Annotated in this window: 16 protein-coding genes; 5 read left to right on the forward strand and 11 right to left on the reverse strand. The window is 30.5% G+C overall.

Annotation, left to right across the window (positions count from 1 at the left end):
* The 11 genes from T416_RS03685 to T416_RS0102705 all read right to left on the reverse strand — a co-directional run bounded on the left by T416_RS03685 (nt 1) and on the right by T416_RS0102705 (nt 15457).
* Nucleotides 1-375, reverse strand: coding sequence for a hypothetical protein (locus T416_RS03685; RefSeq protein WP_051675973.1), 375 nt, complete (start codon nt 373-375; stop codon nt 1-3).
* 217 nt (nt 376-592) lie between these two features.
* Nucleotides 593-823 carry a TdeIII family type II restriction endonuclease gene (locus T416_RS03690; protein ID WP_051675974.1) on the reverse strand — a complete coding sequence of 77 codons (231 nt, stop codon included), beginning with the start codon at nt 821-823 and terminating at the stop codon, nt 593-595.
* Nucleotides 824-1223: 400 nt separating this feature from the next.
* A complete protein-coding gene (locus tag T416_RS0102665) occupies nt 1224-3140 on the reverse strand; it encodes a hypothetical protein (protein WP_031489271.1) in 1917 nt (638 codons plus the stop codon).
* A 498-nt stretch (nt 3141-3638) separates the two neighbouring features.
* Complete coding sequence (locus T416_RS03695; protein WP_051675975.1) at nt 3639-5378, reverse strand: Vmc-like lipoprotein signal peptide domain-containing protein; 1740 nt, start codon at nt 5376-5378, stop codon at nt 3639-3641.
* A 469-nt stretch (nt 5379-5847) separates the two neighbouring features.
* A complete protein-coding gene (locus tag T416_RS0102675; protein WP_031489273.1) occupies nt 5848-6834 on the reverse strand; it encodes a hypothetical protein in 987 nt (328 codons plus the stop codon).
* A gap of 13 nt (nt 6835-6847) precedes the next feature.
* Entirely contained in the window at nt 6848-7846 is a 999-nt protein-coding gene (locus T416_RS0102680; protein ID WP_031489274.1) for a hypothetical protein, read from the reverse strand.
* Between the two features lie 165 nt (nt 7847-8011).
* Nucleotides 8012-11905, reverse strand: coding sequence for an AAA domain-containing protein (locus tag T416_RS0102685; protein ID WP_031489275.1), 3894 nt, complete (start codon nt 11903-11905; stop codon nt 8012-8014).
* A gap of 90 nt (nt 11906-11995) precedes the next feature.
* Complete coding sequence (locus T416_RS0102690; RefSeq protein WP_031489276.1) at nt 11996-13120, reverse strand: hypothetical protein; 1125 nt, start codon at nt 13118-13120, stop codon at nt 11996-11998.
* Nucleotides 13121-13139: 19 nt separating this feature from the next.
* A complete protein-coding gene (gene rsmH, locus T416_RS0102695; protein ID WP_031489277.1) occupies nt 13140-14066 on the reverse strand; it encodes a 16S rRNA (cytosine(1402)-N(4))-methyltransferase RsmH in 927 nt (308 codons plus the stop codon).
* On the reverse strand, nt 14053-14490 hold the full coding sequence (mraZ, locus tag T416_RS0102700; protein WP_245600639.1) for a division/cell wall cluster transcriptional repressor MraZ: 438 nt from the start codon (nt 14488-14490) through the stop codon (nt 14053-14055). The genes rsmH and mraZ overlap by 14 nt, the downstream gene beginning before the upstream one ends.
* Before the next feature lie 79 nt (nt 14491-14569).
* Nucleotides 14570-15457 (reverse strand): hypothetical protein, encoded by an 888-nt coding sequence (locus tag T416_RS0102705; protein WP_156953983.1) that lies wholly within the window; start codon nt 15455-15457, stop codon nt 14570-14572.
* Nucleotides 15458-15806: 349 nt separating this feature from the next.
* On the opposite strand from T416_RS0102705, the gene der reads away from it, so the two are divergent.
* Genes der through T416_RS04115 form a run of 5 tightly spaced genes read left to right on the forward strand, consistent with a single transcriptional unit; the run spans nt 15807 to nt 21287 of the window.
* On the forward strand, nt 15807-17141 hold the full coding sequence (gene der, locus T416_RS0102710) for a ribosome biogenesis GTPase Der (RefSeq protein ID WP_031489280.1): 1335 nt from the start codon (nt 15807-15809) through the stop codon (nt 17139-17141).
* Complete coding sequence (locus T416_RS0102715; RefSeq protein WP_051675977.1) at nt 17134-18123, forward strand: NAD(P)H-dependent glycerol-3-phosphate dehydrogenase; 990 nt, start codon at nt 17134-17136, stop codon at nt 18121-18123. The genes der and T416_RS0102715 overlap by 8 nt, the downstream gene beginning before the upstream one ends.
* Before the next feature lie 2 nt (nt 18124-18125).
* Nucleotides 18126-19913 (forward strand): excinuclease ABC subunit UvrC, encoded by a 1788-nt coding sequence (gene uvrC / locus T416_RS0102720; protein ID WP_031489282.1) that lies wholly within the window; start codon nt 18126-18128, stop codon nt 19911-19913.
* Nucleotides 19914-19930: 17 nt separating this feature from the next.
* Nucleotides 19931-20434, forward strand: a complete 504-nt coding sequence (locus T416_RS0102725; RefSeq protein ID WP_031489283.1) for an NAD(P)H-dependent oxidoreductase — start codon at nt 19931-19933, stop codon at nt 20432-20434.
* A gap of 1 nt (nt 20435) precedes the next feature.
* Nucleotides 20436-21287, forward strand: a complete 852-nt coding sequence (locus T416_RS04115; protein WP_031489284.1) for a phosphotransferase — start codon at nt 20436-20438, stop codon at nt 21285-21287.
* The last annotated feature ends 8 nt before the right edge of the window (nt 21288-21295 follow it).

Below are 21295 nucleotides of genomic sequence, written 5' to 3' on the forward strand. Positions count from 1 at the left end.
TTATTTTTTTCTTCGTTCTAATTTAATTTGTTCAAACATTTCATTTGTTTTAAATAGTTCATTTCGTAATGACAAATAAATTTCATCGTCGCTGTTAAGTTTATTTCAATATTTTTCATCCAGATTAACTAATTCGGTGAATAGGTTTAAAGAATTATTCGTATTGAAAGGATTAAATGGTACATCATTATTTTCTTGTTTATATTGTTTAAGATGGTCTATTAATTCTTCATATACTTCTGTCATATTGAGAAATTTAAAAAATTCATCACCATAAAAGAGTTTTACTTGAATACCTTTGTTTTTTCTTGGAAACCCTTGATTAATCGCTCGTAGAACGATTTGTTTTTTGAAAATGAAGAATCGATAAATCATAAAATTCCGATTATATTTTTGTTATCTTTAGATTCTTTAACAAGCTCAATTTTGCTAAAAAAATTTTTAATTTGACCTTCTTTTTTGGTGCTATCGTGGTCATCTCTCATTTTTTGTTCAACTACATAAATATTGGTGTTATCAGTAAAAAAAATGATCTATATCAAATACCTTCGAAGAACTATCTTTTATTCTTTTATCAAGTAATTGATAACCTTTATTTTTGAATGTATTCAGAGATTATATCTTCAAGAAAGTCGCCAAATTTGATTTCATTACTTTGAGTTAAGTTTTGGATGATCTTTGTATTAATGTTTGTCACTCTAAAAACTTCAGAGTAACGGTGGGGATTTTCAATTATTTTTTTAAGAATGTTTGTATACTCTTTACTATTTATCTTGATCTTTTGATCAAGCATATTTTTAAAATCTTTATATGGTATATACATTAACTCTTTACTCAATTGTATTGCTATTATATAAACTATTAATATATTATAGCTTATACTTAGGAAATACCTTATATAGATAGTTGCTATTGATATGTGTTAGTTTTCATTTTTTTTGTCAATAATATACCCCTAACCTATGGTTAGGTAAAAATGGCATTTTAATTTAGTAACCATTGATGAATTAAATGTAATTTGAACATAATGAAAAGAAGGATATTAAAAATTTTCCAGAAAAACTAAAACAGAATATTAATGGTCGATTAATTAGAAATCTCTTTTTTAGTGTTTATTTTAACCATTATTACATTAGTAAACAAGGGAAGTGGAATACTCCTTGAATGGATTAAAAAAACACCGCTTTGAATGATTGCTAAGTGGTGTTTTGAGATAGTTGTTATTAGTTACCTAAACCGTAATTTTTAATCAATTCAGCTAATTTTTTAGCATCAGGTAATTTAATTTCAAAATTATCATTAGGATTTGAAGAAACTACTGGTGGTTGTGTCTTAGGTACGGTTATTTTACCATCAGTACTTGCACCACTAGGATTCTGCTTGTTGAATTCAATTGTAATATCTTGATCTTTTCCAGCATTGTGACGAGCAAGAGTGAATAAGTAAGTATAAATTCGATCCTGTTTCTTAATTGATAGTTTGAATAAACGAACAGCTGTATATTTCTTATCAATTTTCTCAAATGATATTTCAAGAATTTGACCAGAACTAGAACCACCTTTTCTTGAGACAATTTTTTCTTCGTAATTTTTGTCAGATAAGAAATCACTAGGTGGTGGGAATGGGAAAGGAAGTTGACCACCGTTTTCAGCGAAAGTGAAACTTTCATTGAAAGCAAGTCCTTCTATTGATTGATCAAATTCAATATACATTTTATTGTCTTTTTTAATTACATCTTTAATCTTAGGTGGTTGGAAGTCAAGTTGCGTATTTGATTCTAATTCACTGCCTAAACTTAGTGTTTCAGCAGTAGACTTGTTATCTTTATTTTTAATTTCAATCATCTTAACTTTATAGTTCTTTAAAGGAATTTCTTTTTTGTTAGCTTCATCGAATGCTGAACCAGGAAGTGGGAAATATCCACTTAAAGTTAAGGTCTTATCATCAACAGAATATAGTGCTCTAATTTTAATAGGGAAAGGTGAAGAGACTTCTTTTTTTGTATGTTTTTCATCATCTAATTCAACTTCAAAAGTAAAGCTAGCTAATACATCTTGATTTTTGTCATTATTATCTATTCAGCTTGGCTTACTTTCTTTATTTTCTACCGTATATTCGAATTCTCTCGCAACACTTCCCGTAGTTAAGAATGCATCTTTAGGTTCTCTCGCATTTGGAATTTCAACACTAATAACCGTTGTTTTAACATTATGTTTCTTAAAGTCAGACTTTTTACCATCACCATACATAAAAGTGATTGTATAGTCCTTTGAAGGTTTTAAATTTTCGAAGACGAAGTCAAGATCTTTTGATGTACCAAGTTTAACTTCTTTTGTTTCTTCATGTGAATTAGTATCAGTAATCTTTTTATCTTTTTCAGTTAACTTAGCTTTGATTACCACATCGCTTTTTGCTTTAAGAGCATCGAAAGCTTCTTGGTCGAGTTTAAGAGTAACAGCAATTTTATTTTGAGTAACTTCCTTGTTTTCAACAACTGATTTAGAAAGTTTATCAGCTATCTCATCTTCGTTTAATTTTGGTTTGTCAGATGGTGGAGGGACTGGTGTTGGAGCAGGAGGAGTTGGTTCAGGTTGCTTTGGTACTTCTGGTGCTTCAGGCTTTTTATTTCCATCGTTCTTTCCGTCTTCAGGTTGCTTTGGTACTTCTGGTGCCTCAGGCTTTTTATTTCCATCTTCAGGTTGCTTCGGAGTTGTGTCCTTCTTACTTTCTGTTTTAAAGTGTCTTGTAAGAATAACATTATTACCAGAAATGACTTCAAGGACATAATCAGTATCGGGAGTTAAGGAGTTATTGTTGTCTTGTCCAAAGTTAAGAGTAATTTGATCACTCTTTACTATAAACTTCTTTGTAAATGCTTTACTCTTGTAATTCTTGGGATAAACTCTTACTAAAATTTCTTTATTTAAGTTGTTTTTAACATCTAATTTGTTAAGAACAAAAGAAGCCTTATCACTATCGATTTTAGAAACAGTAATTGATAGCGATCTTGGATTAACAAGAGCACTATTGTTTCTAGTAAAATGTATTGGAAGACCAATGGTAACTCCAACTGCTGCAATACCGAATAGCGAACCAAGAACGATCCCGGCGGTGCGTCTTCGTTTTTTTGGATTTTTCAACTTCGTTAATTTCGTTCATTATTTATACCTTTCAGCTTATTGAATTAATATATATGATTTCAATGTGGTTATTATTCATTTTATAATATAGTTTTTTCTTAAAAAATGATGATTTTATGAAGAAATAAACGATATTTTCCTTGCTTTTAGTTTTGAAAAACTTATTTTCATTTTTTTCGCTTCCTTTTTTTGTCGATTCTGGAATTGCATTATTCGATGGTAAACTAATTTCTTAATCAAGGTTATATTCTTGTGGAGAAAATTTAGGATACAATTTTCATCTATTCTTTTGTTCTTCTTCTTTGGTCTATCAAATGAAAATTTATTTTTTTAATATGTGCTTGGTTTTCATGAAACCCTGGTTATTGTATGGTTTCAATGTGTACGGGTGGTAATAAACATTGTACTTTATTAAAATAAAAACCCAAATGCAGATGCACTTGAGTTTCAAATATTGAATGAGAAATGGAAAGATGATGAATTAAAGACTTTAGGTTATTAATTACCAAAATTGTAATTTTTTAAAAATTCGGTTAGTTTTTTACTGTCTGGTACATTTATGATTACATTATCTTTATCATCCGATGCAATTACAGGTGGTTTCGATGGTGTGACAGTGGATGAACTTGGCGAACTAGTCTTAGGATTAGTAGTGTTTGTTCCAGATGGACTTGATTCCTTGAAATTAATAGTAATATCATTGTCTTTTCCACTATTGTGTCTTATTGGTAAAAATAAGTGGGTATAGATTCTGTCTTGTTTTTTAATTAGTAATTTAAATAATTTAACTGAAGTGTATTTTTTATCAATATTAGTAAATGAAATTTCAAGAATTCGACCAGGACCTTTTTCGTCTTTTCTTGAAACAACTTTATGTTCAAAATTGTTTATAGGAAGGAAAACTTGTCCAGGAATTAATGGTATTTGAGCAGCGTTTTCCGCGAATAAGAAGTCTTCGCTAAAGCTTAATCCCTCAATTGACTGGTCAAATTCAATGTAAAGTTTTTTGTCTTTTTTGATAACATCTTTAACTTTTGGAGGTTGGAAGTCAAGTTTAGGGTCGGAAATGATTTCATTAGTTAGGTTAAAAGTTTCTAAAGTAGTATTCTTATTATTTTGATCCCTGATTTCTATCTTTTTAACTTTGTATGATTTCAATGGAATTTCTTTATTATTTTTTGTGTCATAAGCACTACTTGGAATTTGGAAGAAACCGTTTAACGAAAGGGTTTTGTCATCAGCTAAATATAAAGATTGAACACTTATAGGAAATTGGCTTGATGTTTCTTGTTTAGTATTTTTACCATCATCTAACTCAACTTCAAAAACGAAGTTAGCTAAAACATTTTGTTTCTTTTCAGCTTCGGTTATTCAACTCGGTTTACTATCTTTATCTAGTGATAATTCAAATTCTCTTATAGTATTTCCAGTTGTTAAGAAAGCATCCTTAGGTTCTCTTGCTTTTTCGATATCAACTACAGGTACAGCAGTCTTAATTTCATGTTTCTTGAAATTAGCATTTTTACCATCACCAAATGTGAAGGTGATTATATAGTCCGTTGATGGATTTAAATTTGTGAAAGTAAATTCAAGAATTTTAGTGTCAGAAATTTGAACAGTTTTTTCTTCTTCGTGTTTGTTAGTTTCAGTAGGTTTTTTATTTTTTTCAGTTAACTTAGCCTTAATTAGAGCACCATTTTTAGCATTAAGAGCAGAATGTGTTTCTTCACTAAGCTTAAGAGTAACAACAACCTTATTTTGAGAGATTTCTTTATTTTCAATAGTTGATGAAGTTAATTTTTTAAGAAGTTCATCGTCTGAAAGTTGTGGTTTATCAGTTGGAGGAGGGACTGGTGTTGGAGTAGGGGGAGTTGGTTTATTAGGTGATGGTTTCTTTTCCGGTTCCTTAGGCATCTCTGGTTTCTTAGGATTCTCTGGTTTCTTGTCTTTTCCAGCTTCTGGTTTCTTTTCATCCTTACCTTTTTCTGGTGTCTTCTTTCCGTCTTCAGGTTTTGTCTCTGGAGTTTTTTTACCATCTTCAGGTTTATTTGGTTTTTCTGGGGTTTTCGGTCCCTTTGGTTCCTGAGGATTCTTTGGTTTTTCTGGGGTTTTAGGTTTTTTACTTTGATTCCCCTTTCCCGTTTCAGGTCGACAAGCGACCGCGACTGCAGCGATTGAAGCTGAGATAGCAAAAGTTCCTAGAAAACTAAATAATATATTTTGTTTTTTCTTTGTCATTATAAAGATTGATCCTTATCGAAATATTGATATACTACATTAAATCCTTACCAAGTCGAAAAATGCTTGGAGCGGATTAATTATTCTTAGATTACGGTATGCGTTTGTAGTTGTATCTTTTTTCTATATGCTCTAGCACTAACTAATTGGAGATTGATGTACTATAAAGTGAATATGAAAAATCACAACGATACGAACTCTTTTTTATATTGTCTATTTTGCTAATTTCTTTTTTTACACCTTTCCATATCTAATTTAAAGCTAACCATAGTAGGTTTTCTTTTTCAAAAGTTTATATTTTTTTCTTTTTTATTGATGAAGAATATATAAAAAGATGTCCATTTTTGCTTAAAAAAGGTAGCAATAATGTGCTATCTTGTTCGTTTTTTAGCGATTTTATCTTAATTCTTCTTTGCAGTTTTAGTTGATAAAAAAAACTATGCAAAGTTAGTTATTTCTCAACAATGCTTTAAAGGGAAATATGAAGATTAGTTTTTTCAGGAATTTCATCATCTTTTTCAAGTAAAGAAAGGAAAGACATAAAAATTTCTTTAAGAAGGAGATGAGGAATGGCACTAGCTGGACCTGCTTCGGAGAGTTGTTCATTAACCATTTTATTTTTTTGATTAATTGTCTTTCCTGAACGCATAACAAAGTCCATTGCACCCATCCCGGATTTAGCATTGCGCGCTTTAATCATCTTTTTTAAAGAAGCAAGACCAAGCATACGACTATCTAGGGAACACTCTAGTTTAGCCGATGGATCATCTTTTAGGACATAATACTTTTTGTCATTAATAACTTCTATCGTATAAGGTGGTGGGATTTTTCCCTTTTCTAAATTAAGAAAGATATTTGATAAGAAAATGGTTGGTTTTGTTGTTAAAAAACCATATTTACCTAACGATGCCTCATTTAAGTGAAAATGTTTTTTATAAAAGTCGCTCCTGTTGTATTTAATATACTTTCACATTAAGGAATGCTTTGGATTTTCAATGTATCAATATTTTGGTTGAAAATGATTAATTAATTTAATGGTATTATTAATACATTTTTCACCAAGCCGCTTAATGAAAAGTTGAACATCTGCCTTTAGGTTCTTTGTAAAACCACCTTTTAGTTGTTCAAATTCAACGATAGAGCGTTCTATGATTTTTGTTTTGGATGAGTCTTCGTACTTTCAGAAACAAGTTCCACCACCCTTCATGTTTAACACACAAGAAAAAGATTGACAGAGGGGAGATGAGACTATGATGTCTGGTTTTGGATACTCTCTCATTACTTCAATGATGTCATCACGAGCAAGATCAACTTTCAAATGTAGATGCCGTGTTGGTTCGGTTACATCAAAAGTGTAAATTTCAAAATAATCTTCAAGATGGTGTTCCTTAATTGTTCGGTATACACTGTTTTGCCCACCACCAAAGAGGTCTCACACGACATATTTTTTTGACATACCTTTCCTTTCTTTAATTCATATATTCATTTAATAATTCGTCAATATATTTAATAACTAGAGAATTTTTTAAAAAATGTAAAAAACTAGTTCATCCCCCATTTTCAATAAGAGCATTTTTGATTAACTGAAAAGTTGTTAAAACTAGTTCTTTGTTTTGATTATGAATACTTTGATGACATATTTGACATAAGGGAATTAAATTATCAGTTGAGTGAATAATTGACCAATCTAAATTTTCTACTTTTTGATTAATTCAAGCTTTCTTAAATACCGATCTTGGAATAAAATGGTGAATGTCAATTGGAACATTTAAATTAGTTCCTTCAACCGCTTTTTTGGTCGCTTCTCAATCGATTTTCGTACGACAACTATTTTTATCATAACGATGAATGAGACATCCATAATTAGATTTTTTTAAAACAAAAGATTTATTTTCGTTTGGTATTTTAGGATCATTTAATAAATGTTTAACTGATAAATAATTAAACCCCAAATCAATATTGTTAGACAAATTGTGATATTCAAGCAATTTATCAAAAGTAAATTCTTGATCTTTAATAATCAAGAAAATAAATTTAGTAATATCTTTTCTAATTTTTTTATATTGGTATCCAGGATTGTTTTTAAAAACTAGTAAATCTTGAAAGGAAAAATTAATAAAACTATTCGAAACATTACAATGTTTAACATAATTTTCAAACCATTTCGAAGATAAAACATAATGGTATATTTCACCATCATTAAACTTGAAAGAAGCAATTAAAAAAACATTTTCCTTATTATGAGCCGAGCAAAGAAATAAATCGCTTCTTATTCTTATTCGGTCGGGATCATTATCGAGACACATAGATGTAACATTAGCATGTATCAGTTTTTTTGATCAATCAATAACATCCTTATTTTCGTTGATTATTTTTCAAAACCGACACTTTTTAAATTCTTCTTTTGACAAATTCATTGACTTTAATTTTTGACTAATTAAAGAGTAATTTTTAGGCTCATTTTTCATATATGTTATATTATAAAAAGAACCAATGAAATAATATTAAAAATACTTTCTTAGCAATATTAAAAAACCTACCATTGCTCCTAAGGATAAAGAAATTAACTAACTAATCGATAAATATATTAGTAAAAGAAGTTGGATGATATAAACGAACAGAAAATTTTAATTCTAAGGATTAAGTATTTTTTTGATTTGTTGTTCCCGACCAAGGTAAAAATCAAGCGGATTAATAATAAATACCTGATATTTTAAATCACTCAAGTGGTTATACATATCATAAACTTCGTTCAAATAGTTTTTGTTCTTATATTGAAGATTGTAATCAAAGAACACGATGAGAAGACGGAATGTTTTATCTTCCTTGTTATAAATCCCAAAATCAATTAGGTAGTTACCGATATAAAACTGGTGGACTATGATTTCATTTTCCTCTAGTTTTGATAGAAGAATTTGATAAAGAGAGAATGAAGGATAGGATAAGACTTTTTCGTTTTCATAATGAACTTGATGAGCTAAATAAGAATCGGTTAGTGCCTCTGCTTTTTTTAAATCAAGGAAAGAAATAAAATCAAAAAACACCTTTAAATCCTTGTTTGTTGTATTGACCTTAAGGTCGGTTTGACGAATTGATTTAACAACAATCATTTTGCTAACCGCACGAGTGATTGCGACATTTAACCGATTCATCCCGTTTTTCTGCATTAGTGGACCAAATTTATTATTAAGAATTCCGTTACTATTATAAGCATAACTAACGGAAAGGATGACAAGGTCAGCTTCATTTCCTTGCACATTCTCAAGATTTGTTACTTGAATTAAATCAGCTTCCATCTTCTTCGTAATGATGTGGTCATAATTATATGAGGAGTAAAGAAGGGAAGAAATATAGTCGCTCTGTTTATTATTAAAAGTGATGATTAGAATTTTCTCATATTGCTTAGCATTTTTTTCAAGTTGTTTAAGAACAACTTCAGCCTCGCGAGTATTAATTCCGTCAAACACCCCGTCTTCGACATCAATAACCATTAAAGGAACATCGTTTTTGATGTTCTGTGAAGCAAAATGGAGATTATTGTTGTAGATATATTGGTTACTAAAAGTAATTAAATCACTACTTTTTGATCGATAATGGTTTCTTAGAATATACGAAGACCAAAGTGATACCTTTGCACGGTCAAGTAGGGAAATAGCGGTGTCAAGATCATCAATGTCGTATTCTTCAATCTCCTGAGTAGTTTTACTATTAAAAAACGAAGTTGGACGGAGCTGCATTTCATCTCCGGCAACAATTTTAATTTTCGTTCGATAAAGAATAGGATATGATTTTTCAAGAAACATTTGTGATGCTTCATCATAAATTCCGTAGTCAAAAATATTCCGACAAAGGGGAAGAAGTTCACAAACATCGTTTGGTTTTGCGATTCAGATTGGGAAAATGATGCGAAGCACTTTGTAATATTGCAAAATAAACTGTGCGATGTCAGGTTTATTATTTCGGTGTAAAACCTGAATCATACTTTTTATTTCCTCTTGCAAGCTTGGTGAAAGAAAACATACTTTCTTCTTTAAAAGTTCAATGTACTTTTGAAAGAAAAGGGGAGCAATGTTTTTTGCTAAAGTAATCTCAGCTTGTCGGTAGTTGTTTAAATCATTAAATAAGTTCATCGATGACATTTGACTGTAATCAATTAAAACTTCCTTCTCGAACTGATATATGTCGTTCAATGTCGTATAGTCTTCAATTGTTAGTTGATTTTCAATAAAAAGTTTAAGGATTTCATAAGAAATACTGTCGTCAAAACTCTTGTTATATAACGACTGTACATAAGTATTGCTGTATATATGGTTAAAAACATGAAGGAGAAAAACATTTTTAGAGAGGATGTTATTATCAATATCGAGAAAAGCAACGATTCGTGAAAAACCGATTGCGATAAGATCTAGATTAGAGTAATAATCCTTTAATAAAGAGACAATGTCAAGGTATTTTTTGTTTGGTGACACCTTTTTTAATAATGGTTTTTTCGTAACAATTACCCTATTTACCAGGTACTGTTCAGCGATATAAGGTTGATCCTTCTGTGTTGAGTTTTCATATTGACGAAGAAATTGCTTATGAGTGTTTTCGTTGTTAAGAAGGAAAGAGTAAACCTCAGGTTCAGTAAGAAGATGACGATATTTTTCACAAAATGCTTTAGCAATCCTAAATGATTCAATTAGTTGATCATGTTTGACAGTGTTTTTTACAATATCAAATAAATTACTTTTAACTAAGAAATCATTTAAGATGGAAACCTTTAAATCAAAATTCTTTTTATCCTTTAGATATGTTGATGTAAGATTATACTTTAATTCGAGTTCAATCATACTTCTAAGATGTTTATGAATGGTTTCGTAGTTTGTTTCGTTAAAAGCGATACTGTGGTTCAAAAAAAAGTTAAAAGTTGTTTCGATTCGGTTTTTAAACGATACAAAATCAATTCCTAATTTACTTAGTTCATCCCGAATAGTTCGATAGATTTGGGTATGATTCTTTAAGATATTAGGGCGATTTTTGAATTGGTCTAAAAGACTAAAATAATCCAGAATATGATGATTATTGCTATCTTTTGATGATACTAAATTATTGAAAATAGAGATATTAGTTTTTTGGACATCATGGAAATGGACGACATTTTTATAATCCTTATTTTTATTGAGGTATTTAATGATTTCAAACTCATCGTAAACAGGTGGTTTACTTGACAATCAAAATCGATCTAGCAAATCAAGGACACTTTTTATTTTGTTATAAAATTCTTCTTTATCACTAATTTTATAAAGGTACAGTGCAAGACCGTTAACTTCACTAAGACGCTCTTCAAGGACATCGAGGGCAGCCTGTTTGTCAGATACCACAAGGATGTTGTTATTCTTTAGAATGCAATTAAAAATAATGTTTGAAATAACTTGACTTTTTCCAGTTCCAGGTGGACCGTAGATTAAGGTATTACGAGCTAATGAAGAATATGTTGCATACTTTTGATATAAGTTCATCGGTCGATTAATCTGCATTAGCGGTGGTTCGTTATTAAAAGCAAAGAAATGATAGTTGCGGTCATTAACTGACTGATTAAAGGACGATCCTTCATCAACAAAGGGATCGATACCTTCGTCGATAATTTGGATAAGATCATTTTTTATTGCTCCACCTTGTGGTTCGAAAAGGCCAATCATCGGAGCTTGATAGTGATTAACCTTGTTTAAATAAAGTTCATTTATTTCCTGAGTTTTTAAATTTTGAAAGCCAGATGTACTTAATTCGTTAATTCCATCTTTATTCATTATTATTGAGACAAGAGATGTAGCATCTTCTAGTGTCTTAATTGATCTTAGGTCAATTGACTGTTTGTATCCATAATCTCTTTTTAGTAATTGGATTAACTTTTCATTAACAACTCATTGACTATCTTTTCTTTTAATAATAATCTGGTTATTAATCGGTTTTATTTCAATTGAAATAAGGAGTAAAGGAGCATTAAAACAAGAAGGTTTACTCGTTGTCCCAAGACAAAAATCATACACTAAATATAGACTTCATGTACCTGTTTGATTATAAATTTGCTTTGCTAGTTTGTTTAAGTTGAGAATGCGATTTTTTTCCCCATCAATGCTTTTAATGGTAGAAAAAATACAATCTTGGACATTGTCAACAAAGTTTTCTTCTAAGTTATTTAGTTTGCGTGTGCTAAGGTAATTATTCACATCAAGGTCAAAACTTTCAAATACATCAAGGAAACTTCGGTAGTCATAAGATTCCTGTAAAGCGATTTCAATTTCTTCTTTGTTTACTGAGTTTTTGACATTAATGATATTGCTCTCATTTTTAAGAAAAAGATTCATTTCAGTAAGATCAACAAGGTTCTTTAAGTTTAGAACATTCTTGTTAATGCGAGTCATAATACATAAATCACGACTATCAAAACTAAGTAAGTTCATAATCTTATCATTGATTGCTGACTTACTTTCGTTTGGTTCGATGGAATCACCAAATAATTTAACATCGATGTCGTTATGATTCATAATTTCTTCCTTAAAAATAAGACAATAATGCTTATTTAATTTTAGTAAAAAAAGACTAGTGAGAACTAGTCTTTACATTCATTCCCTATATTAATGATTGCCTTGATTATTAAGATCAAAGACATTAGGAATTAATTTAAGATTTTTATTTGCTTTATTGTTAAATAAATCTCTTTTGCATTCATCAAGAACATCGAGCAGGAAGCTATCGAAAATATTAATTGCTGGTTGAATATAAACATTAGCTAGATGTTCATAGTTCAAGAAGAAATTAGTTAAGTTCGTGCGCAACCCGTTCATATCGGTCTTGATTGAAAGATATTCATTATTTTTTAGCACAGACTGAATTGGTTCTTGGAGAAACAAATTCTTTAAAAATGAATTAATATAATCGTTAAGTATGCCACTGCTTACCGAAAGATATTGGAATAAATTGGTTTGGTTTGATGTGTAGTATTTAATAATGTCGGTTTTCCCAGTTGACAAGGATAAATATTGAAAGGTGTTTTCAACGGGAATTTTGGTATTCGTCATTATGCTTTGAAGAAGCATCTGTACATTATTTGGGAATCGGTCGTTAGTGAATTCTAATTTATCCGATAACACATTGTCAATGTAACTATATAGTAAACAAGAGTTAAAGTTGATCCTAAGGAGATAACTTCTTGGCTTTGGTTCTTCAATGGATTCGTCAGGTATTGTAAATCAACTATCAAAAATAGTTATTTGACTAATTTTTAAATTGAATTCACTAATACACTTCTTAATCGCCTGAAAAACATCAGCATTGATGTAATAAGCAATAATCTTAATGAGTTTATTGCTAATCTCCTGTGCATTGTAATCAACAAGAATACTTTTATCACTCTTAAATTCATCACTAATCAAAAGTTTATCGTTAAAGTATAAACTTTGGTTAAATGGGGTGTTAAACTCATCGGGATTAACATAGTAAGATATGGTTTCAAAGCAATATAGTCCAAATGTTAACTCAATGTTATTAGTTTTTAGTGTCCCATACTGACTAATATATAGATTTAAAAGTTCTTTGATATTTTCATTAATTAAAGCAATGTTAAGTTCATCAGTAAGTTCTTGTTTAATTAATTTTGCTCTTTCAAAAAGAATGACTTTATTTCCATCGTCATTAACTTTAATACTAAATAAACAAACAGCACGATTTAAAATGAAAAGGATTAGTTTCGTGTTTTCCATCTAACCTCTCCATTCCAATTTATTTATTTTTTATTATAGCTCTTAATATTGAAGATCTAGAACGATAATTAATTTCCTTTTCATAATCACTCGGATATAGTTTATGAATATGATATGAAAAAAGTGGGGTGTTATTAATTATTGGAACTTCTTTAGGGATTTTTGGTTTTACTAGATTATGTAGGGCTTTTTTTACATAATAATCTTCCAAACTATGAAATGAGATGACCACAAGGGTACCAGATTTTACGAGAAAGGATGTTGCATCATTAAATGTTTGATTGAGAATTTCGAGTTCGTTATTAACGGCTATCCGCAATGCCTGAAAGTAAAGTCGTGCGGGGTGCTTATCCTGATAAAGCAATTTAATAGGGGTATTTTCTTTAATTAGGTCAACGAACATCGTTGTTGTATTAATAGGAGTTTGACTACGTTTTTCGATGATACTATTAATCACTCGAATGGGATTTTTAATTTCCCCGTAGTTTCTAAAAATATACAAAAGATCTTTAAAGGAATAATTGTTTATGATATATGACGCGGTGAGTTGGTCATCCTTGTTCATTCTCATATCAAGTAAGGCTTCTTTATGATAACTAAAGCCCCGGTCGGGATCATCAAGTTGGGGACTTGAGACACCGAGATCAAAGAGAAAACCATTGACTTCTTTAATTTTAAGTTCAGTTAATTTCTGTTTTAGATTTTTAAAATTACTATGAACAATAAATACATTTGGTTGATCATTAAACATTGCTTTCGCACATAAAATTGCTTCTTTGTCTTGATCAAAAATGATTAATTTTCCCTTTTTACTCAATTTTTGATAAATCGCCTGGCTATGCCCACCACGGCCGAAAGTACAATCTACATAAACACCATCGGGTATGATGTTAAGAGCTTCGATACTTTCATTTAGAAGCACAGGAATATGCTTAGAATAGTTCATTTGATAAACCTTCTGCTAAGTTTGATAGTGAATTTTCACCACCATCTAAATATTCATCGTACATTTCTTTTGCTCAAATTTCAAATTTACTATCATTACCGATTAGGTACAAATCCTTAGTTAATTTAGCTTTATCAACTAGAATTTGCGGTACTAGTATACGGTTGTTATTGTCAATGTCAACTTTAAACGAATTCGCAAGTATAGTTCTTACAAAACGTCGTGCATTAGCATTAGCAATTGAAAGTTCTTTGAATTTAGCAATGTAATTTTGGAAGTCTTCAACTAGAAACAAATCGATGTTACCATCGATACCAAGTGAGAGATAGACAGTAGAAGAATTGAACAAAGTTCTAACTTTGCTTGGAACACTGATTCGGTTTTTATTATCGATAACCAATTGATATGTTCCACTGAATATCATCCACTTTAACCCACTTTCTTTCACTTGGTACCTTTATTCTATACAAAAAAACCATTTTTAACAATTATTTTCACTCTTTTTAATAATTTAAGGGAGCAAAATGATTTGTTATCCTTTTTTTGTTCCAAATATTGTAGATAAAGCAACCATTATACAAAAAGAAAAAATATAGGAATGAACCAATCCATGACAAACCCTTAAGGTTAATGGTCGCTTTTAGTCCCTTTAATACCGATATTACTTTTACGACAGCGATATACATTTGTTGGAGAAAGAGTTCGATTCCTGGTATAAGAAAAAGTCAAAAAAAGAACCCATAAAGAATGAGAATCGGGATAGTAAGAAGATACCCGAAGAGAAGTCCTATAAAATTTATTTTATAGGACAAATTAACACTAATTCCGATACTAAAAAAAGTAATTAAAATCGAGACTAGAACACCTTTAACAATCTTGTTGTTGATAGGTAAACCACCAACAAAATAAATGGCAAAAAGGGCTGAAAAAATGAAGAAAAAAGAAAAACTGCTAAGTTGATAAATTCCGAATAAACCAATTAAGAATCCATTAATAGAAAGACGATCCATTGGTTCCTTAAACGCTCATTTTTTGAAAGCTAGTAGTTTATCAAAAATAATCCGCATAATTCCAAGAGTAAATCCAATTAGATATCCATAAAGAAGGATTAAGAATCATTGTAATGAAAGTTTTAATTTTTTCAGTTTATCCTTAAAAATGAAATCAATCGCCTTTAATCACAAAGAAATGTGTATCCCAGAAATAATAAAAAGATGAGCGATGTGTAGTTCATACAATGAACTTACTAAAGAATCGTTTTTAGCTTTTACATTCAGGGTAATTAGTTTCACAAAACGAACCAGTTCCTTGTTCTTGTAACTATTGTTAATATGATATAGAATGACCTTTCTCAAAGAATAAGGGTTAATGTCATCGATTTTCCTAATCACATTGAATAAACTATAATTTTTATCCATTAAAAAACAAAATAGGATTGTCAATGAACATGCTGTGAAAAAGATAAGAAGGGTTAACCATAAATGTTTTCTTTTCTTTTTTATCCAGTAAAAAAGTAGAAAAACATTTAATAATAGTAGGAAGAAATTGTTGTCTCTAAAACTTGTGACAATAGTCACAAGTGGGAAAAGGATAAAAACAAGTTCACCTTGAAGACTAAAACCATTCAAAATAATTTTCTTTTTCACATAAGGATATTCGCTAAGAATTGCATTTTTTAGAAAATTACTTTAAATAACTTTAAAACTTAGTTGGTATAATCTCATATTAAGGATGGTAGCAATGAAAACAGTAGCAATAGTTGGAAAACCGAATGTCGGAAAATCTTCCCTTTTTAATCGGATGATTAAAATAAGAAAGTCAATTGTGGATGATTCCCCTGGGGTTACACGTGACCGAATTTACGGTACGGTACAATGGTTATTACGTCAGTTTGACCTTATTGACACAGGTGGGATTTTAAATGTCAATGATAGCTACCAAACCAATATTAATCACCAGGTCGATGTAGCGATTAATGAAGCTTCGACAATTATTTTTCTTCTTTCCCTGAAGGATGGGATTAATGGTGATGACATGTATATCGCGAAACTTTTAAAGAAGTTTCAAAAGGAAAAAGAAATCATTTTGGTCGTTAACAAAGTTGATGGAAAAAATAACATCAACGAAAATGATTTATATGCATTTGGTTTTGGGAAACCACTTTACATTTCAGCTGAACACGGAATTGGGATTGGTGATTTACTTGATTATCTAATTAAGGATATCCCTCCAAAAGATGATGAAATGAACAATGACAGTTTTAAATTCTGCATCATTGGTCGCCCGAATGTTGGAAAATCAAGTTTTGTTAACGCTATCCTAAATGAAGACCGGGTTATTGTTAACAGCGAAGCTGGGTCGACACGAGATAGCATTGATGTTGATTTTAAGTACCATGATGCGAAGTATACTATTATTGATACCGCAGGAGTCAGACGGAAGGGAAAAATTGAGGCATCAATTGAGAAATATGCTTATCTAAGAACAGAAAAAGCAATTAGACGAAGTGACTTAATTGTTTTGATGCTTGATGGTCAAGATGGTTTTAAGGAACAGGATGAAGTTATTGGTGGACTAGCATCAAGTGCGAATATTCCAACAGTCATCATTGTTAATAAAATTGATTTATTTGAACAAAAAAGCGACCGATTTTATAATCAGAAGACAGCAGAAATAAGAAGTCTCTTTAAGCATCTTTCCTATGCTCCTATCCTTTTTGTTAGTGCGAAAGACAAGAAAAACATCCACCGTCTTTTTGAAAAAATTGAACTAATTAAGGAACAAAAAAGTAAAAAAGTAATGACATCAATCTTAAATGATGTCGTACTTAAAGCGAATGCTTTTCACGAACCCCCACCATATAAAGGGGGGCGTATTGCAATTTCTTATGTTGTCCAAGTAAAAAGTCAAATTCCGACTTTTGTAATTAAGTGTAACAACCCGAAGTACCTTCACTTTTCTTATGCTCGATTTATCGAAAATACAATTAGGAAAGCATTTGGTTTTTCTGATGTGCCAATCACACTTTATTGGCAAGATAAAAACCAAAGACAAAGAGGTGGGAATAATGAGTAAACAAGTTTTAGTAATTGGTTCAGGTGCTTTTGGTTCAGCTCTCACCCAAGTACTTGTCAGTAACCATCATATAGTTGATGTCCTTGGTAAGGATGAATATGAACTCCTTTCATTAAAAGAAACGGGCATGAATGCTAAATTTTTTGGTGAGATGAAGTTAGTTCATCCTATCAGAAACACTTTTACAAATCTTAATTCTTCTCTATCTACATACCATTACGACTATATTTTTATTGTAATTCCAGGGGTTGCGGTTAAAGATGTTGTAGGCCAACTTTTACAATACGATTTAAGTCAAACAGTTATTATTAATGCATGCAAGGGAATTGATGAAGAAACGGATAGTTCGTATCTAATGTATTTGAAAAAACATCTTGATAAAACTCGGGGAGTTGTTTCTGTCATCGGTCCTTCTTTTGCTTACGATACTTTCTTTCTTAAACCAACGGTGATTAATGTTGTAGGTGATGATAAGATTGTTTGTATGGAAGTTAAATCCTTAATGGAAAATGATTGATTTAAATTGATTTATAACGACGAATATAATGTTGCTGGTCTAATTAGTTGTTTTAAGAATGCTCTTGCTATTATCATGGGATATGTTTCTATGAAGTATCATTCTAATAATACTTCATCCGCTATCCTTGTTTATGGAATTAATGAAATTAAAACCGTTCTTTCTATGAAATTGAACCAGGAAATAGATATGCTTAACTACTATAGTCTTGGGGACATTCTACTTACTTGTACAGACTGTAAAAGTCGTAATTTTAGTTTCGGAAAAAGTATTGCTCAATTTGGTGTCGACGAAGCTCTTAAAAACAATAAAGTGACCATCGAAGGCTATAATAACTTAGCTGTTGTCGCATCATGGATATCATCACTCCTTTTAACTGATAAATCACTTTTTTATTATTTCTACCAACTCATTTTTAACGGACAAAAACTACCTGATTTGTTTAGTTATCTTTATCAAAATTAATTATGGCTAAGTTTAATGAACAACTTAATCGGAAGGTTAAAAACTTACCGAAAACATACGGTGTGTATGTTTATCTTGACCAGTTCAACAATGTCCTTTATGTTGGAAAAGCGGTTAATCTTTTTAACCGTGTTTCATCTTACAATAAGGATCATCACGATTTTAAGACAGATCAATTAACGAAGCAAATCGTCGATCTTCAGTATTATGTTGTAAACAACGAAAACGAAGCATTGATTCTGGAAAATAACTTAATTAAAAAATACCAACCAAAGTTTAATATTGTCTTAAAAAGCGATAACCAGTATCCTTATTTTTTACTGAAGAAACCAGTTAAGAATGATGAATATCCGTCGTTAGTCTACACACATCGATACAATCCAAAACTTGGTACTTATTATGGACCAATTGCGAAAAAAGGCATCTATAAGTACGATTTATACAACCTTCTTCTTTCCATCCTCCCTTTTAAGCGTAAAGACTGGTTATCTAATGCGAAAGTCGATGAATCCCTTTTAACCTATAAAGTGTCCATATACAATGAAAATGAAATTTCATCTTATCTCGATTTTAAACGGGTACTTGATGAAATTTTTAAAGGAAATTTCAAGGATATTATTCGTCTGTTAACCTTGAAAGAGAAGAATGCTGCCGCGAAACTTGATTTTGAAAATGCTTTCCTTTTTCAAAAACAAAAAAAAGCTTTAACTGGTTTTTTCACATCTTCTTCAGTGCAACTTGATACTAATAAATCATTCGACATTGTCGTTTTTTTGAACAAAGAAGAAGCTCTTCTCATGATTATTTTTAACTATGTAAAAGGAAAACTGCTTGGCAAACAAGTCTCATTTCAGTTTGATGTTTCATCCATCGACCTTCCTGAATACCAAGTCTCTTTTATCCTTCAATATTATTTGAATAATAAAAAACCTAAGACTCTTTTTCTCTACATCGATGAAGAACATCGCTCCTTCCTTGAGCGACAATTAGGAATCAAAGTCAATATTCCGACTACTTATAAACAAAAAAAGATTATGGAAAACGGAATTAATGAAGCTTCGTTAATTTACATTGAAAAACTAAAAACAATGAAAATTAAGGAAACAATGATGACCAAAGGTTATCAAGAATTGAAGGATATTCTTCACTTTAATGAGTTAAAAAACATCGAAGTGTATGACAATAGTAACCTTAACTTAATCAATAATGTTTGTTGTGTAATCTGCTATACCAACGGAATTTTTACAAGGGAGAACACTAGATTCTATAACCTTCTTAACTATGCCGGTGCTTATGACGGTTCTTTCTTTTATGATGTAGTAAAGAAACGATTTAAGTTCCTTACAAGGAAAGACATTGAAGATACACTTATCATTCTTGACGGCGGGATGCCTCAAATTAGTTGTGTACTAAAGGCTTTTAGTGAACTAGACTTAAAAGCAAGAGTAATTGGTCTTGTCAAAGACGAAAAACATACTACCGACCGATTGATGTTTGATGACGGAAGAGATATTATCCTTGACCGAAAAAGTAATCTTTATAAGTTTCTTTGTGGAATGCAGGAAAAAGTTCATAATCTTGCTCTTGCCAGATTTAATAAGAAGGTAAGTAAGAACCTTAAAACATACCTTGACGGAATACCTGGAATTGGTCGAAAGACTATTGATAAACTACTCAAGGTTTATCCAAGCAAAGAGAGTTTTCTTAATGCTGAGATCAATGAAGTTCTTCAACTAATTAGAAAAAATCAATACTTTTCAATTAAGGAACATTTAAGTAATCAAATATAATATATCAAGGTGAATTTATGAAAAAAACTTTATTAATTTATAGTCGAGTTTGTCCAACTGAAAGCTTGCATACTATCAAAATTTTTGAACACTTAAAGAAGGAACTTGATATTGATACATTAGTCATTGATGGAACAAAAGCATTTGATGTAAAAGAAGAACAAAAGAAAGTTAATAGTTATCATAATTTAATTTTTCTTTTTACGATGAACTGGTACAACATTCCGTGAAATTTATCACGATACTTCATCGAAGTCTTCAGAACTTTTCCTTTTACCCTTGAAGGACAGAATATTTATCGAATTGTAACGACAGGTAATAACATCGCTCATTATACAAAGGATGAAAAGACTGGTCTTGGTACAACTGCACTTGAATATTTAAATAATAATGATGGAATGCTAAAAAAACTTAGAGCAACCATTAAGGACACATACTTCTATCATGATTGTGTTAATTATGATGAACAACGACTTAATGAATTTATTAAAACACTGACGAGCGAATTAAAAAAGATTTAATATGATTAAACTCCTTCCTTTCTATCAAACTTTGATTGATCATCTTGATCAGCATTTACTAAAATACGACGATCAAACGTTTTCCATTAAAAAAGTAAAAAGTGCTTGAAGTAATGATGTTTATCAAATAAGTGGAACTAATGAAACCACTTATTTTTTAAAAATTAAAAGAAAAAAAGAAACATTACTTGAAAAAGCAATATTTACTAAATTTTACCTGGGAAATTACTTTCGATGTGACTCTACTGGTAATACCTTAATGAAGTCACTACCGCAACATTATCAAATTAACAAATGGTATTTAAAATCCTTATTTTTATTCATTAATCAGTTAACAAATTACACTCCAGATGTGGAACAAATTGATTTTAAATACGATGAATACATTAAGGATGAACCGATGTTTCATCCATACTATAGGTCAGCGGAAATAAGTAAGTATCTTTCTTTCTACCATACTTTATACTGCATATTAAGGAATGAAAATAAGTTGGTGTTAAGTCACAACGATCTTTCTGTTTGAAATATTCTCGATGATGAAAAAAAGGGGATTTTTCAGGTGATTGATTTTGAGTATGCTGCTTATAACATTCCGTATTGAGATATCTTCAACTTCCTTCGCGACCTAACTGGTGAAGATTTTCAATTGACATTTAATCTAATAAAAGAAACTTACCATCTTGATTTATCCTTTATGTACCAAATGCTGTTCCTTACTTCTTTTTATGCTTATACCTGAGCTGTTTTCATGTATCTAAAAGAGGGATGGAACGAACTTAAAGAGTATTTGCTTAAACAACAAAAAAACTTTATCCTTTTTTACGATAAAGTTTTTCATTCGAGCAAATTTTAGAAAAGCAA

The sequence above is a fragment of the Ureaplasma canigenitalium ATCC 51252 genome (assembly GCF_000712165.1).
Lineage (GTDB): Bacteria > Bacillota_I > Bacilli_A > Mycoplasmatales > Mycoplasmoidaceae > Ureaplasma > Ureaplasma canigenitalium.